Below are 15,730 nucleotides of genomic sequence, written 5' to 3'. Positions count from 1 at the left end.
TGGGATGATTAATCGGAGAGTCAGGCGCGGCTTTCGAGCGGGGTTCAGCCGAGGGAAATCACCGAAATCTGCCGACCGTAAGCCGGCTCTCCCCGGTGCGTGGCGCGGCGGAACGAATAGAATCGCCCCGGCGCGGCATAGGTATCAAGGCCCAGGCTTTCGACCGGGCCGATTCCGGCAGCGCGCAGGCGGCCGGCGACATATCCGGCCAGATCGAACTGATGGTGCCCTGCCCGCCCGGCCAGGAACCGGGCAGCATTGGCCGGGTCATCCGCGACGAAGCGCGCGCGGAACGCATCGTCGACCTCGTAGGAAGCCTGGGCAATGCACGGGCCCACCGCCGCCGCGATCCGCTCGCGCTGTGCCCCCAGCGCTTCCATCGCGGCGATCGTGCTGTCGGTCACCCCGCCGATCGCCCCTTTCCAGCCGGCATGGGCCGCGCCGATCACCCCTGCCGCGCGGTCGGCCAGCAGCACCGGCGCGCAATCGGCGGTCAGCACGCCCAGCACCAGTCCCGGCTGATCGGTCACCAGCGCATCGGCCTCGGGCCGGTCGGTCTCCGGCCAGGGCTGCGGGCCAACGGTAGCGCACAGCGCCGAATGGATCTGGTAGACCGTGACCAGCCGCCCGCCGGGCCGCACTGCCTCGGCGGCGCGGCGGCGGTTCTCCGCCACCCGTTGCGGATCATCGCCTGATCCGATGCCCACGTTCAGCCCGGCCACCGCGCCGGTGCTGACGCCGCCGCCACGGCCCAGAAAGCCGTGCACCACGCCATCCAGCACCCCGGCGCGGAAGTGGTCGATCGTCGGCCCCGGCCCCGGCTCGACCTCAACCAAGGCTCTTGGTCACCTGTTCGCGCACGTCGCGCGACAGCGTAGGCTCGGCAGCGATCGCCTTGAGTTCCTCCACCATCAGCGCCCCGCGCGCCGCATCGACCCGCCGCCAGCGCCCCAGCGAGGGCACGAACCGCGCCGCCGTCTGCGGGTTGATCGGATCGAGCTTGCGGATCACCTCGCCGATGATGCGATAGCCTTCGCCCCCGGCGGCGTGGAACGCCTTGGGATTGACCGCCATCGCCATGTAAAGTGCCCGCACCCGGTTGGGATTGCTCATGGTGAAATCGGGATGGTTGGCTAGCGCCTTGACGTGTTCCAGCACGTCCTTGTGGAGCGATCCTGCCTGGAGCGAGAACCACTTGTCGATCACCAGCGCATTGCCGGCATAGCGCGTATGGAAATCGTCGAGGGCGGCGGCGCGCTCCGGCACGTCGAGCCCGCACAGCACCATCAGCGCGCCCTGCCGGTCGGTCATGTTGTCAGCCGCGTCATACTGCGCCCTGGCGCGCGGCGCGGTGCCAACGGCATCTGCCGAGGCGAGATAGATCAGCGCCTGCGTCTTGAGCTTGCGTGCGCCGCGTGCGGCGGCATCGCGCCCGTAGGGGACCGCCCTGACCCGATCATGCAACGCTTCAAGTGCCGCGCCATGCTCACGGCCGAGCCACGCCTTGAGCGCTTCGCGCTGCGCATGGATCGCCAGCGGATCGGCAACCAGCAACTGTTCTGCCAGATAGGTCTCCGAAGGCAGGATCATCAGTTCGCCGCGCATCAGATCATCAAGCGCATCATCGGCCAGGATCGCGCCGAACGCCTCACCGATGGCGGCACGGCCCCGGTCCTGCGCGGCGGCATCGAGCCTGCCGCCGACGATGCCGACCAGATGGCCGACGACCAGGCTCTGCATCGCTTCATAGCGCGCGAACGGATCATCATCGTGCGCGGCCAGGAACACCAGATCGGCAGGATCGCGCTGCGCCTCGATCTGGACCGGGGCGGAAAAGCCGCGGTTGATCGACAGCACCGGCGGTTCTGCCCAGCCGTCGAAGCGCACGGTCTGCCTGGCCTGGTCCAGCACCACCAGTTCCTCGACCCGGTGCGTGGCGGTGGCGCGGTCGAACAGCGCCAGCCGCAGCGGGATCGGCATCGGCTGCTTGTCGGGCTGGCCCGGCGTGGCCGGAACCTGCTGCGCCAGCTCCAGCACCGCCGCACCATCCTCGTGCCGCAGTTCGACGGTCACTTGCGGGGTGCCCGCCTGACCGTACCACAAGCGGAACTGGCCAAGGTCAAGCCCGGTGCCATCCTCGATCGCGCGGACGAAATCCTCGCAGGTCGCCGCTTCGCCATCGTGGCGATCGAAATAGAGGTCGGTCCCTTTGCGGAAGGTTTCGGCACCGGCCATCGTCCGCATCATGCGGATCACCTCGGCCCCCTTGTTATAGACCGTGGCGGTGTAGAAGTTGCTGATCTCCTGATAGGAATCGGGCCGGATCGGATGGGCGAGCGGGCCCGAATCCTCGGGGAACTGCGCCCCGCGCAAGACCCGCACATCCTCGATCCGCTTGACCGCTTCGGAGCCCATGGCGGCGCTGAACAACTGATCGCGCAGCACCGTGAAGCCTTCCTTGAGCGAAAGCTGGAACCAGTCGCGACAAGTGATCCGGTTGCCCGACCAGTTGTGGAAGTATTCGTGCCCGATCACCCCCTCGACCGCGTCATAATCGCCATCGGTGGCAGTCTCGGGGTCGGCCAGCACATAGCGCGTGTTGAAGACGTTGAGCCCCTTGTTCTCCATCGCCCCCATGTTGAAATCCGACACCGCGACCACGTTGAACAGATCAAGATCGTACTCGCGGCCGAACGCTTCCTCGTCCCACTTCATCGAGTTGATGAGCGACGCCATCGCGTGACCGGTGCGGTCCTTGTCCTCCGCCCGCGTCCAGATGTTGAGATCGACGGCGCGGCCGTTCATCGTCGTGAATTGGGCATGGTTCGCCACCAGATCGCCAGCAACGAGCGCGAACAGGTAGCAGGGCTTGGGCCAGGGATCGTGCCATTGCGCCCAGTGGCTGCCGTCCGGTCCCTCGCCGGTCTCGGTGCAGTTGCCGTTGGACAGCAGCACCGGGAACAGCGCCTTGTCCCCGCTCATCCGCACCGAATAGGTCGATAGGACATCGGGCCGGTCAGGAAAGAAAGTGATGCGGCGGAACCCTTCGGCCTCGCACTGGGTGCACAGCATCCCGTTGGAGGCATAGAGCCCCATGAGCTGGCTGTTGGCGGCGGGGTTGAGCGCGGTCTCCACCTCGATCGCGTGGGCATCGCCCGTCAGATCGATCAGCAGGTCGGGCCCGTCCATCCGCCAGTCATTCACCGCCTCGCCATCGACCCGCACCGCCAGCGCGGCGATCTGATCGCCGTTGAGGCGCAGCGTCGGCGTGCCGTTCCCCGCCGGATTGCGCGTGACCGAAAGCCGGGCAATGACATGGGTGGCAGAAAGCCCCAGCCGGAAATCGAGGGCGATTTCAGGCACCAGCCACGCCGGTGCCTGATAATCCTCGCGCCGGATCACTTGCGGCGCGGCGGGGGGCGGCGGGGCATCGGCCAACTGGGTGTCGGCGACGGGCTCTGAAGGTCTGCTGGCAATATCCATAGCCGCTAACCTAGGCGGCGTGGACACATTCCGCAACGCCACGGCTGGAGGCAAAAACCGTCAATTCAAGGAGGCGAGGCGCAGGAATATGTCCATATTTCCAGCCGAGCCGACGCGGAAGTGGCGGTTTTTGGTCCAGCCCCTTCGGGGTTTCCCTGCAAAGCGCCCCGGCAGCGTTGCTCGGCCTTGAAAGAGGCCCACTCTTCCTGCGGCCTCGCGCCTCGCCGGGGCGCTTTGCAGGGAAACCGTGGCGATGCGGAATGTGTCCACGCCGCCTAAACCGTAAACCGGTGGTGTCAAAGCGCCCGCGCGGGGCCGACGCGACCGGGGCACGGGGTGTCGCATCAGCGAGATGCGAGAGCAGGCAGCACTTCGCGTTTCCCGTCAGATCGGCCCGACTTCCACCTTCGATCCATCCAGCAGCCGCGACAGGCGGAACGGGGTCGGATCGATGCTCGGTGTGTCGCCGGCCACCATTTCGGTGATGAGATGGCCGATGCCGGGGCCGACGCCGAAGCCGTGGCCCGAGCAGCCGGCGGCGAGGAACACCCCGCCGAGGCGATCGAGCGCCGAGATCACCGGCACCGAATCCGGGGTGCAATCGACGTAGGCACCCCAGGCCTGTTCGATCTGGACATCGGCAAGTTCCGGAAACGTGCCCCGCACGTTGGCGACGATCTGCTGCACCTGCCGGGCCAGCGGCTCGGGATCGAGGACGCGGGTCTTCTCGAACACCGTGTTGTCGTTCGTCAGCGTCGCGCCCAGCGATTCCGGGCCGGTGACGAACGATTTGCCGATGCTCATCTGCACCGCCTTCAGGCGCTGGATGAACTGCGGCATGAACTGGCGGCCGAAGCGGATGCCCTGCGGCGTCAGTTCCAGCACGGCGCGGCCGCTGATGGCGCAGGTGTAGCTGCCGTCAAGCCTCCGGGTCATCGCGAAATCGGGGGAATAGAGCACTTCGCCGACGTTGGCGGTCGGCCGGGTCCGCAGCGCGGTCTGGCGCACCGCCGCCTGCGGGAAAGTCACCTCGTGCGGACGCAGGAACCGCGAGGCCCAGGCACCGGCGGCGCAGACCACCGCATCGGCCCGGATCAGGCCCTTTTCCGTCACCACGCCGGTGACGCGGCCGTTCGTCACGTCCAGCCCGCGCGCGGCGCAGTTCTGGTGGATCGTCGCGCCCAGCGCCCGCGCGCCCTCGGCCAGCGCCGAAGAAGCCAGCGCCGGCTCGGCCTTGCCGTCTTCGACCGAATGGAGGCCGCCCAGCCACTTGCGGCGGGTTTGCGGGATCAGCGAGGCAGCTTCGGCTGCACCCAGCATGCGGGTGTTGACGCCGAACTCCTCGGCGATCGGCCGCCAGCTTTCCCAGCCCGCCAGCATCTTGGCGTCGTCCGTCGCATAGACGAGGCCGGTGCGCCGGAACCCGAGATCGCGCCCGATTTCGCCGGCCAGCCCGTCCCAAAGCCGCATCGACAGCAGCGACAGCGGCATTTCGCGCCGGTCGCGGTTCTGCTGGCGGCACCAGCCCCAGGTCCGGCTCGACTGCTCGCAGGCCACCGATCCCTTTTCGATCAATGCCACCTTCAGCCCGCGCTTCGCCAGATAATACGCCGAGGCCGTGCCGACGATGCCGCCACCGATGACGACCACGTCAACGGCATCAGGCAGGGTCTCGTCGCTGTGGACGGGCAGGACGGCTGGGATCATCGACTGGAACCTCGACTGCGCAGGGAAAAGGAACGGCGGGGCCCGTGCCCCGGCGGCAAGACTCGCACCGCCGCCCCGGAAGATTGCACCGAAATCGCGCGTGCATACGGCACAAGCGCATGGCCGCCACATGCCGCGCGGCAAACCCGGCGCATGCGGCGGGACCCGCTCCTCAAACCCTGGTACCGGGTCCGGTAGATCGTGCCGACACCTCCGGCGGCGCAAGGCGGCGGTGCCCTGTCATCCGCGCAACTTCCACAGGAAATGCCGTCCGGTTGCCAGCACCATAACGACACCCTACGCAATGCCGCCCGGCCGCACAACGCGCGCGGGATCGCTGCGCAAAAGACGAGAACAGCCATGGCCAACGCCACCGTCATCGCCCCGGACCCCGCGCATGCCCCGACTGCGGGCCCGACCCCTGCCGCCGTGCCCAAGGCGGTCAGCCGCCGGTTGCAGAGCATCGATGCACTGCGTGGCTTCATCATGGTGGTCATGCTGCTCGACCATGTGCGCGAGACGTGGTTCCTCTACATGGCCACGCCCGACCCCATGGATGCGAGCGCCATCGCGCCGTCGCTGTTCTTCACCCGCTTCGCCAGCAATATCTGTGCGCCCAACTTCGTGTTCCTGACCGGGCTCGGGGCCTGGCTGTTCTGCCAGAACCACGGCAAGGCGGAAACCTCGCGCTTCCTGCTCAAGCGCGGGCTGTTCCTGCTGGCGGTGGAAATACTCTACATGTCGCCGGTGTGGACGCAGAAGCTGCCGATGACCTTCTGGCTGCAGGTGATCTGGGCGATCGGGCTGTCGATGATCGTCCTCGCCGGGCTCATCCACCTGCCGCGCAAGGCGGTGGCGGCGATCGGGCTGGTCATCGTTTGCGGACACAACCTGCTCGATCCGATCCGCCTTGTCCCCGGCGACGCGTTCTACGTGCCCTGGGCGATGCTGCACCAGCGCGATCTGATCGCCCTGCCCTTCGGCATGGCCGCCAAGACCTCATACCCGGTGCTGGCATGGATCGGCGTCATCTGCCTTGGCTTCGCGGTCGGCCCGTGGTTCGGCAGGAACGCGGATGTCGAAGCCCGCCCGCGCAAGCTGATCCTGTTCGGCACCGCGCTGATCGCCGCATTCGTCGCGATCCGCCTGCTCAACGTCTATGGCGACAAGCCTTGGGTTCCCGGCATCGACGGCATCCACACCGTGATGGCGTTCCTGGCGCTGACCAAATATCCGCCCTCACTGCTGTTCCTGCTGTCCACCATCGGGGCCGGTTTCGTCCTGCTGGGGCTGTTCGAAAAGGCCGGATCGGCGCGCTGGATCGGCCTGCTCTCGGTCTTCGGGGCGGCGCCGATGTTCTTCTACCTGATGCACATCACCGCGCTGCAGGTGCTGTACCACATCGCCTACGCGATCTACGGCCCCAACCACGGCAGCGTGTTCGGCGTGAACCGCATCGAATGGGTCTGGGCCTGGTACCTGTTCCTGATCCCGGTGTTCTACGTGCCGACCGTGTGGTTCTCGAAGTTCAAGCAGCGCAACCGCCACATCGCCATCCTCAAATACCTCTGATCCGTGCCTCCCCGCGCGATCCCTTTCCCAACCCCGCCGGAGAACTGCCCCGTGATTGCCGAAACCCGCTGCCCCTCTTTCATCGACCTGCGCGCCCTGGCGGCCGGCGCGGCTGCCCCGGCTGCCGACGCCGAACCGTTCGGCCGTGACATGCAGATCCTGCCGATCCGCGCCGGCGAATGCGAAGTCGGATTGTTCAACGTGCCCGCCGGCACCGGCACCGCCACCGAAACCCGGGGCGACGCATTCGTGATCGCCACCAGCGGCGCAGTGGTCCTTACCGACGCGGCCGGCAGCACCGAACTGGCCGCCGGCCAGAGCTGCGTCATCAACAACGGCACCGCCTTTTCGTGGAGTGCGCAGGCCCCGGCGTCGCTGGTGTTCATGCGCTACCTCGGTGCCGGGCCCGGCACGCGCGGGATCACCTTCATCGATAACGCCGCGCAACTGTCCCCGTCCGGCTCCCCCGCAGCAGACCTGCTGACCAGCCCCGCCCCCTCCTGCCGCGCCAACTCGATGTTCATTTCCGACGACGAAGCCTTCAAGTGCGGCGTCTGGGATTCGACGCCCTACAGCCGCAAGGCGCTGTTCTTCCATCACTGCGAACTGATGCACCTGCTCGACGGCGAAGCCAGCTTCATCGACGATGACGGCAACGCCGCGACCTTCACGAAAGGCGATACCTTCATCATCGAACACGGTGCCAACACCACCTGGAACAGCCCGGTGGACGTGACGAAGATCTACGCCACCTGGCGGCGTCCCGCTTAACTGCAAGATCGTTTGGCATACCCCTCGCGATAGCAAGCGGGGTTCCGTTCCGGCTCCGAAACCCTGGGTTTCGGAGCCGTTTTCGTAGGTCGACTTTGTGAGACCCGGTCCATCGGGCGCAGCCGCGCCTCAACGCTGCAGCGCAAGCAATGCGCTCGAATGAGGCCGGATGAAAAAGGAGAGTGGATGCCCCGCGAGGATTCGAACCTCGATAGACGGAATCAGAATCCGTAGTCTTACCTTTAGACGACGGGGCAGCGAGGGGGCCCCTCTAGGGTCGTGTGCGATTCGGGTCAAGCCGGGTCTATACGAATAGGCGCTCTCCTTGCGCGCCCCTTGCGGCAGGGGCGGCGGCGCTATAGCATCGGGGGCAGGTGCCCGGCCGACATGGCCGGGATGATGATTGAAGAGACACGAACCCCATGGCGGAGCACGATCCGCCGGCAGCGAAAGTCAGCGCAGCGGGCCGCAAGGCCCGGCGGAGCAGGGACAAGCGGCGCAAGGCCGCGCGGGGCAAGGCCCGCAAGTCCGCTTCCGGCGCGCCAAAGCCCGAAGTCCGCCCCACCGGCGGCGCTCCGGGCGAGACCGCAGCATCGCCGCGCGAACCCCAGCAGGCGGCCCTTTCGCCGCCACAAGCGCCGCCCGAGCGGACCGCCGCACCGGTGCGCGCCGCCGCGTTCGAGGACCGCGGGCCGGTGGCTTCGGCCAACGGGCTGCCGGGCCGGCCATCCGGGCCGGGGCCGCGCCAGGCCTATGCCGCGATCGATCTCGGCACCAACAACTGCCGCCTGCTGATCGCCCGGCCTTCGGGCGACAACTTCACCGTCATCGATGCCTTCAGCCGCGTGGTACGGCTGGGCGAAGGCGTGGCGCAGACCGGCCGCCTTTCGGATGCGGCGATGGAGCGCACGCTCTCGGCGCTCAAGGTCTGTGCCGACAAGCTGATGCGCCGCAACGTCTTTCTCGCCCGCTCGGTCGCGACCGAGGCGTGCCGGCGGGCCAGCAACGGGGATGAATTCATCGAGCGGGTGCGCCGCGAAACCGGCATCGCGCTCAACGTCATCAGCGCGCGCGAAGAGGCGCGGCTGGCGGTGCTGGGCTGCCATGTCCTGCTGGAAGACGGGCTGGGCCCGGCAATGATCTTCGATATCGGCGGCGGATCGACCGAGCTGGTGCTGATCGAGAGCACCGGCACGGTGCCGCGTATCCTCGACTGGCAATCGGTGCCCTGGGGCGTCGTCTCGCTGTCGGAAAGCTGCGGCCAGGAAGGCGCGACCGAGGCCGAGCGGCTGGCCCGTTATCGCCACATGCGCGAGCTGGTCGCGGAAAGCTTCGCCGCCTTCGCCCGGCGGATCGAGCCATCGCGCGACGGCGCGGCCGAAGCCGGGCCGCTGCGACTGCTGGGCACCAGCGGCACGGTGACGACGCTGGCGAGCCTGCACCTTGAACTGCCGCAATACGATCGCCGGCTGGTTGACGGGCTGGTGGTGCCCGCCGCGTCGATGCGGGCGATCAGCACCCGGCTGTCCTCGCTCGATCTGGCCGGGCGACGCGACATCGCCTGCATCGGCCGCGAGCGCGCCGACCTGGTGGTGGCTGGCTGCGCCATTCTCGAAACCATTCTCGACCTGTGGCCGGCGGACCGGCTGGGCGTCGCCGATCGCGGCATCCGCGAGGGCATCCTGCGCGGGCTCATCGCCGCGCACGGCGGTGCGGGCGATCAGCCGCCACGAACAGCCGGCGGCGCATTCGCCGCAGCGGGAGACCCGTCATGAGCAGATCCGGCCGCGATCCGGGCGAGCGGCTGCGCTCGGCAAAGAAACGCACCTCCAGCTCGGCGCGCTGGCTGACCCGCCAGCTCAACGATCCCTATGTCCGCCAGGCCAAGGCCGAGGGGTATCGCAGCCGTGCCGCGTTCAAGCTGATCGAGCTGGACGAGAAGTTCGACATCCTCAAGGGCGTCACCCGCGCCGTCGATCTCGGCATCGCGCCGGGCGGGTGGAGCCAGGTGCTGCGGCTCAAGTGCCCCAAGGCCAAAGTGGTGGGCATCGACCTGCTGCCGACCGACCCGATCGAGGGGGTGACCATCTTCGAGATGGACTTCATGGCCGACGAAGCGCCCGCCGCGCTGGAAGGCGCGCTGGATGGCCCGCCTGACCTGGTGCTGTCGGACATGGCCGCAAACACCGTGGGCCACAAGCAGACCGATCACTTGCGCACGATGGGGCTGGTGGAAACGGCGGTGGACTTCGCGATCCAGTCGCTCGCGCCGGGCGGCACCTTCGTCGCCAAGGTCTTCGCCGGCGGCACCGATACCGGCCTGCTGACCCTGCTGAAAAAGAACTTCGCGAGCGTGAAGCACGCCAAGCCCCCGGCCAGCCGCAAGGATTCGTCCGAATGGTACGTGATCGCGAAGGGCTTCAAGGGGCGGGAATAGGCGGCGCGGACAGCCGCTCTTCCGAGGAGCGGAAAAAGGAATCGCGCAAAGGCGCAGAGGCGCAAAGGTGTCGCGCTTGCGGCAAAGCCGCCTTCGCTCTTCAACGGGGCGTTTGACGCAATGTCGATGAGAAGGAGGGGCCTGCGGCGCAGGCCGACACCTCTGCGCCTTCGCGCCTTTGCGTGAACCTCATTTTTTTTGTTCTGCTCGACGGCCTCGACCCAAACGAAAAGGGCCCGGAACTCCTCGTCCCGGACCCTTTCTACCCGTTTTCGCAGAGGCGAGACTTACTCGGCAGCAGCGCTCGCGTCGGCGGCCGGAGCGGCGGCGGCGTCAGCGGCCGGGGCTGCGCCTTCCGCGACCGGTGCGGGCAGCGGCACGTTCGAGCCTTGCGAGTTGAGGTAAGCGATCACGTTGGCGCGGTCTTCCGCCTTGGACAGGCCGGCGAAGGTCATCTTGGTGCCCGGCGCGAAGGCCTTGGGGCTCTTGAGCCATTCGTTCAGCAGGTCGAAGTTCCAGGTGCCGCCCTTGCTCTTGAGCGCATCGGAGAAGGCGAAGCCGCCGGCACCCTGGCCGATGCCTTCGCCGACAACGCCATGCAGGTTCGGGCCGAGGCCGTTGGCACCGCCCGCGTTGATCGTGTGGCACGAGGTGCACTTGGCGAACGTCGCCTCGCCCTTGGCCACGTCGGCCTTGGCGAGGAGGTTGGCGAGCGGCTCTTCCTTGGCGCCGCCGCCCTCTTCCTCGACGCCTTCGATGGCATAGCCCATCGTGGCCGGGCGGTTGTGCTTGTCGGCCTTGAAATACATGCCGCTGCCGATGCTCAGGCCCAGGCCGACAATACCGGCAAACAAAGTCCAGCCGGCGATGGTGTTGAAACGGTCGTCCATTCGCGTGTTGCCCCGCAGATGATGTTGCCTGTGGCGATTGCGCTGCGCTCTAGTGCCCGCAATCGCCAAGCGCAAGAGCGCACGTGCATAGGCAATTGCTCTCTTGCGAAAGCTGCCGTAATCGCGCGGCCATCATGCACTCCTATCCCGCACCCGCCATGGCCCTCGTCGCCCGGATGGTCGAAGCCGCCGAGGCCGAACCGGCCCGCGCCGTGGCCTTCCAGGGCGCGCCCGGCTGCAATTCGCACCGCGCCGCGCTCGAATTCGATCCCGCATGCCTGCCGCTGCCGTGCTTCGCGTTCGAGGATGCGCTGGATGCGGTGAAGGAAGGGCGCGCCGCGCGGGCGATCATCCCGATCGAGAATTCGCAGCACGGCCGCGTGGCGGATATCCACTTCCTGCTGCCCGAAAGCGGCCTGTCGATCATCGGCGAGCATTTCATGGGCATCCACCATGCGCTGATGGGGCTGGCGGGCCCCGACGGGGCGGTTGGATCTATCGCCGCCGCCTACAGCCACCCGCAGGCGTTGGGACAGTCGCGCCACTTCCTGCGCCAGCGCGGCATCGTGCCGCTGTCCTATGCCGACACCGCCGGTGCCGCCGCCTTCGTGGCGGAACAGGGCGATGTCTCGGCTGCCGCCATCGCGCCGCGTCTGGCGGCCGAGCTTTACGGGCTGGATGTGGTGGAGGACAATGTCGAGGATTCGCCCGACAACACCACCCGCTTCGTGGTGCTGTCGCAGGAGCCGCTCGATCCCTTCGTGCTGCAGGGCGAGCAGGCGATGACCACCTTCGTCTTCGAAGTGCTCAACATCCCCGCCGCGCTCTACAAGGCGCTGGGCGGCTTCGCGACGAACGGCGTCAACATGACCAAGCTGGAAAGCTACCAGCAGGGCGCCAGCTTCGCCGCCACCACCTTCTTCGCCGACATCGAAGGCGCGCCGGGCGACCCGCGCATCGACCGCGCGCTGCAGGAACTGGCCTTCCACTGCAAATACGTGCGCCCGCTGGGGACGTACAAGCAGGCGCGCAAGCGGGGGTGAGCGCTCAGGAGCAGTCCCGCTCCCTCTCGACAAATGATAACCTTGAGGTTATATAGCCTCATGGCATGGACCGTCTTCTTCCATCGGGCTTTCGAGGACGAGTTTACGGGGTTGCCTCTGGAAGTACGCGAAGCTCTCGCCGCAAGCGCGGGGCTGTTGCAGCTTCAGGGGCCGCTCCTGGGCCGTCCTCATGCCGATACCCTGGCGGGGTCCAAGCATGCCAACATGAAGGAACTGCGGTTCCGCGCGGATGATGGGGTGTGGCGGGTGGCGTTCGCCTTTGATCCCGAGCGCCGTGCGATCATCCTCGTTGCCGGAGACAAGGCCGGGGCGGCGCAGACGCGGTTCTACAAGGGGCTAATCGCCCAGGCCGATGCCCGGTTTTCCGAGCATCTTGATACGTTGAAAGGATAAAGAACATGGCAGCCAGCCAGAAGGCCAGCGTTCTTGGCCGCACGCTCGACGAAGTGATCGCGGCCATGCCGCCCGATAGCCGGGCACGCATCGCCGGGCATACCGCGCAATTGCAGGCAGAGGTGGAAGGGCTGAAGGCGCTCCGCAAGCTTGCCCAGCGCAGCCAGGAGCAGATCGCCCAGAGCCTGGGCGTGAAACAGCCGGCTGTGGTCAAGATGGAGCGACAGGCCGATCTCTACCTCTCGACGCTGCGCCGGTTCGTCGAGGCGGCGGGCGGCACGCTGGAACTGCGCGTCGAACTGCCCGGAACCGGTGCGTTCACGCTCACCGGCGTGGGCGAAATCGCGGTTGCTCAGCACGCTTGATCATTTGAATAAACCAACCAGCTCGTTGCTTCCCCTCCCCCCAACCACAACTTGCCGGACCGTAACTTGCGCCCACCCGCAGGCCATGCCAATCATGGCGGCGTGAGTGCGGGGCAAGGCCAGATCGAACCGGGCGGGAGCGCCGAGGCTGCGTGGCATGCCGTGCGTCGGGGCGGCGATATCCAGTTTTCGCCGCTGGCACCCATGCCGGAGCGCCCGCCGACCCCGCCGCCGGGCTGGCTTGAAGCCTTGCTCAAGGCGCTGGAAGCGCTGTTCAAGCCGATCGGCCGGCTGCTGGGGATGTCCTGGCCGGTGTTCCAGTATGTCCTGATCGGTGGTGCCGCGCTGCTGGTGCTGTTCATCGTCTGGCGCGCGATCCAGCCGCTGCTGGCGCGCCGGGCGGACAGCGGTGGTGAACAGGAAGCCGGCTGGGCCCCGGTCCGCGCCGAGGCGGAAGCGCTGCTGTCCGATGCCGATCGCCTGGCCGCCGAAGGGCGGTTCGACGAGGCGACGCATCTGCTGCTGGTGCGCAGCGTGCGCCAGATCGGCGATGCGCGGCCCGATGCCCTCCACCCGGCCAGCACCGCCCGCGAGATCGCGCGGCTGAGCTTTCTGCCCGCGATCGGGCGCGAGGCCTTCACCACCATTGCCGTGCGGGTCGAGCGCAGCCTGTTCGCACTGCGCGCGCTCGATGCCGAAGATTGGGGCGCGGCGCGTGCTGCCTATGCCCGCTTTGCCCAGGTGGGATTGCCGGGATGAGCGAGCGGCCGGGCCAGCCCGTCACCGTCGGGGCCGATCCCTTCTCGCGCCGCGCGGTGCTGGCGCTGGTGGTGCTGGGCAGCGCGCTGTTCGTGGCGCTTCTCTACATGATCGGCAGCGGGACCGGGCAGGGTTCGGCCAACGATGGCGGCGGCCACGCGGGATCGCGCGGGCTGACCGGCTATGCGGCGATGGCCGATTATCTGCGCGGGCGCGGCTTCGCGGTGCGGCTGGTGCGCAACGAAGGGGCCTTGCGCGCGCCGGGGCTGCTGGTGCTGACGCCCGGGGCCTATGTCGATGGCAAGAAGCTGGCCAAGATCGTCGATGCCCGGCGCGGGATCGGCCCGACCATGGTTGTCACCCCCAAGTGGTTGGAGCAGCCGGCCTTGCCGGGCCAGAGCGCGCGCGCCGGCTGGGTGCGGATCGTCGGCACGGTCGCCCCGCAATGGCGCGGTTTTCTGGATGAGCTGTCGGTCTCGGTCGATCAGCAGGACAAGAGCGAACGGGGCTTGCCGCGTTGGCACGCGCAGGGGCTTTCTGGCAAGCTGCCGGACGGCCGGGCGCTGATGTCGGGCGCGGGGACCGGGCTGGTGCGGCTGGTCTCCGGCACCGGCGGGCGGCACACGCTGGCGGGGTTCATGGACGATGGCGGAGAATATCCCGAGCTGGAAGCCATGGCGCTGGACCGGGTGCTGCATTCCGGCGAGGAAGACTGGCGCTACCCCGTGATCGTGGTGTTCGAACCCGATCTGATCGACAACTATGGCCTCGCGCGGTTCGAGAATGCCCGGCTGGCCGAGGCGCTGGTGCGCGCCAGCGGGGTGAAGCCGGGCGACCAGGTGCTGTTCGACCTGACGTTCAACGGCCTGGGGCAGAGCGACAACCTGCTGACCCTGGCCTTCCGCCCGCCTTTCCTGGCGGCAACGCTGTGCTTCCTGCTGGCCGCACTGGTGCTCGGCTGGCGGGCGCTGCTGCGCTTCGGCCCGCCGCTGCGGGGCGGGCGGGTGATCGCGTTCGGCAAGCGGGCGCTGATCGCCAATGCGGCCGGTCTGGTGCGCCGATCGGGTCGCCTGCACCTGATGTCCCGGCCTTACGCCGATGCCGCGCGCGAGCGGCTGGTGCGTGCATTGGCGCTGCCGCGTCATCTTGCCCCCGAACAGGCCGATGCCGCGATCGACAGCGCGCTCCATGCCCGCGACCGCGCCGCCGAACCGTTCTCCGCCGTCGCCGCCCGTCTGCGCGCGGCGCGCAATTCCCACGATCTTGTCCATGCCGCGCGCGAACTCGCCGCGCTCGAAAGGAAGCTGACCCGATGACCGAGCATGCCCCGCTCAGCCTGACCGACCTTGCCGCGCTGGCCGAAGCGATCCGCGCCGAGATCGGCAAGGCCGTGGTCGGCCAGACCGAGACTGTCGATCATCTGCTGATCGCGCTGATGGCGCGCGGTCATGTCCTGCTCGAAGGGCCGCCGGGCACCGCCAAGACGTTTCTCGCGCAATGCTTTGCCGCCAGTCTCGGCCTCGATTTCGGGCGCATCCAGTTCACCCCCGATCTGATGCCCGGCGATATTCTGGGCTCCAATCTGTTCAACTTCCAGACCAGCCAGTTCACGCTGACGCGCGGGCCGATCTTCCGCGATCTGGTGCTGGCCGACGAAATCAACCGCACCCCGCCCAAGACCCAGGCGGCGCTGCTGGAAGCGATGCAGGAACGCCGCGTCACGCTGGACGGGACGGCGCACATCCTGCCCCCGCACTTCATGGTGGTGGCGACGCAGAACCCGATCGAGAACCAGGGCGTCTATCCGCTGCCCGAAGCCCAGCTTGACCGGTTCCTGTTCAAGCTGCTGATCGCCTATCCCAGCATGGAGGAGGAGCGCCGCATCGTCAGCCGCTATGGCGAGAACCGCGGCGCGCCCAGCCCGGCCGAGCTGGGCATCGCCCCGGTCGCGTCCGCGGCGTTGCTCGCGGCGGCGGCGGAGACGGTGGCCGGCATCACCCTGGCCGACAGCGTGACCGACTATGTCGTGCGGCTGGTGCGCGCCACTCGCGAAAGTCCGGACCTGGCCTGCGGGGCATCCCCGCGCGCCGCCGTGCTGCTGGCCGGCGCCGCGCGCGCCCGCGCCGCGCTCGACGGGCGCGATTATGTCCTGCCTGATGACGTGAAGGCGCTCGCCACCGGCGTCCTGCGCCACCGCCTGCTGCTCAGTCCCGCCGCCGAGATCGAGGGCAAGCAGGTGGAAGCGCTGGTGGCGACGCTCGTCGAACAGACCCAAGCGCCGCGCTGACC

The 15,730-nt window shown here is 67.9% G+C and carries 14 protein-coding genes and 1 tRNA gene; 10 read left to right on the top strand and 5 right to left on the bottom strand.

The features are described from left to right. Window positions 1-44: 44 nt before the first annotated feature. The 3 genes from pgeF to IE122_RS01235 form a co-directional block, all read right to left on the bottom strand. Window positions 45-836 (bottom strand): peptidoglycan editing factor PgeF, encoded by a 792-nt coding sequence (gene pgeF / locus IE122_RS01245; RefSeq protein WP_229813620.1) that lies wholly within the window; start codon window positions 834-836, stop codon window positions 45-47. Beyond that, window positions 829-3,483 (bottom strand): aminopeptidase N, encoded by a 2,655-nt coding sequence (gene pepN / locus IE122_RS01240; RefSeq protein WP_189619268.1) that lies wholly within the window; start codon window positions 3,481-3,483, stop codon window positions 829-831. The genes pgeF and pepN overlap by 8 nt, the downstream gene beginning before the upstream one ends. A 384-nt stretch (window positions 3,484-3,867) precedes the next feature. Beyond that, window positions 3,868-5,190 carry an NAD(P)/FAD-dependent oxidoreductase gene (locus IE122_RS01235; protein WP_189619267.1) on the bottom strand — a complete coding sequence of 441 codons (1,323 nt, stop codon included), beginning with the start codon at window positions 5,188-5,190 and terminating at the stop codon, window positions 3,868-3,870. 360 nt (window positions 5,191-5,550) lie between these two features. Here IE122_RS01235 and IE122_RS01230 point away from each other — a divergent pair, with 360 nt between their 5' ends. Both IE122_RS01230 and IE122_RS01225 read left to right on the top strand, forming a co-directional pair. Further along, on the top strand, window positions 5,551-6,762 hold the full coding sequence (locus tag IE122_RS01230) for an acetyltransferase domain-containing protein (protein WP_189619266.1): 1,212 nt from the start codon (window positions 5,551-5,553) through the stop codon (window positions 6,760-6,762). 51 nt (window positions 6,763-6,813) lie between these two features. After that, entirely contained in the window at window positions 6,814-7,533 is a 720-nt protein-coding gene (locus IE122_RS01225) for a cupin domain-containing protein (RefSeq protein ID WP_229813619.1), read from the top strand. A gap of 183 nt (window positions 7,534-7,716) precedes the next feature. On the opposite strand, the gene IE122_RS01220 is transcribed toward IE122_RS01225, so the two are convergent. Next, window positions 7,717-7,790, bottom strand: a tRNA-Gln gene (locus IE122_RS01220). A 165-nt stretch (window positions 7,791-7,955) separates the two neighbouring features. Between IE122_RS01220 and IE122_RS01215 the strand changes: the two genes are divergently transcribed. After that, entirely contained in the window at window positions 7,956-9,308 is a 1,353-nt protein-coding gene (locus IE122_RS01215) for a Ppx/GppA phosphatase family protein (protein ID WP_189619265.1), read from the top strand. Continuing rightward, window positions 9,305-9,970 carry an RlmE family RNA methyltransferase gene (locus tag IE122_RS01210; RefSeq protein WP_189619264.1) on the top strand — a complete coding sequence of 222 codons (666 nt, stop codon included), beginning with the start codon at window positions 9,305-9,307 and terminating at the stop codon, window positions 9,968-9,970. The genes IE122_RS01215 and IE122_RS01210 overlap by 4 nt, the downstream gene beginning before the upstream one ends. Before the next feature lie 287 nt (window positions 9,971-10,257). On the opposite strand, the gene IE122_RS01205 is transcribed toward IE122_RS01210, so the two are convergent. Continuing rightward, on the bottom strand, window positions 10,258-10,860 hold the full coding sequence (locus IE122_RS01205) for a c-type cytochrome (protein ID WP_189619263.1): 603 nt from the start codon (window positions 10,858-10,860) through the stop codon (window positions 10,258-10,260). A gap of 134 nt (window positions 10,861-10,994) precedes the next feature. On the opposite strand from IE122_RS01205, the gene IE122_RS01200 reads away from it, so the two are divergent. The 6 genes from IE122_RS01200 to IE122_RS01175 all read left to right on the top strand — a co-directional run bounded on the left by IE122_RS01200 (window position 10,995) and on the right by IE122_RS01175 (window position 15,728). Then, a complete protein-coding gene (locus IE122_RS01200) occupies window positions 10,995-11,903 on the top strand; it encodes a prephenate dehydratase (protein ID WP_189619262.1) in 909 nt (302 codons plus the stop codon). Between the two features lie 60 nt (window positions 11,904-11,963). Next, a complete protein-coding gene (locus IE122_RS01195) occupies window positions 11,964-12,317 on the top strand; it encodes a type II toxin-antitoxin system RelE/ParE family toxin (protein ID WP_189619261.1) in 354 nt (117 codons plus the stop codon). Window positions 12,318-12,322: 5 nt separating this feature from the next. After that, the gene (locus IE122_RS01190) at window positions 12,323-12,682 is read left to right on the top strand and encodes a type II toxin-antitoxin system RelB family anti-toxin (protein WP_189619260.1); all 360 of its coding nucleotides are present in this window, start codon (window positions 12,323-12,325) and stop codon (window positions 12,680-12,682) included. A gap of 102 nt (window positions 12,683-12,784) precedes the next feature. Further along, complete coding sequence (locus IE122_RS01185; protein WP_189619259.1) at window positions 12,785-13,441, top strand: hypothetical protein; 657 nt, start codon at window positions 12,785-12,787, stop codon at window positions 13,439-13,441. Then, complete coding sequence (locus IE122_RS01180; RefSeq protein ID WP_189619258.1) at window positions 13,438-14,757, top strand: DUF4350 domain-containing protein; 1,320 nt, start codon at window positions 13,438-13,440, stop codon at window positions 14,755-14,757. The genes IE122_RS01185 and IE122_RS01180 overlap by 4 nt, the downstream gene beginning before the upstream one ends. Next, window positions 14,754-15,728 (top strand): AAA family ATPase, encoded by a 975-nt coding sequence (locus IE122_RS01175; protein ID WP_189619257.1) that lies wholly within the window; start codon window positions 14,754-14,756, stop codon window positions 15,726-15,728. The genes IE122_RS01180 and IE122_RS01175 overlap by 4 nt, the downstream gene beginning before the upstream one ends. Window positions 15,729-15,730: the final 2 nt, after the last annotated feature.

Origin of the sequence: Novosphingobium colocasiae (assembly GCF_014652555.1) — a bacterium.
GTDB lineage: Bacteria > Pseudomonadota > Alphaproteobacteria > Sphingomonadales > Sphingomonadaceae > Novosphingobium > Novosphingobium colocasiae.
The sequence above is the reverse complement of the archived record's forward strand: the minus strand, read 5'-3'. Positions and strand labels throughout refer to the sequence as shown.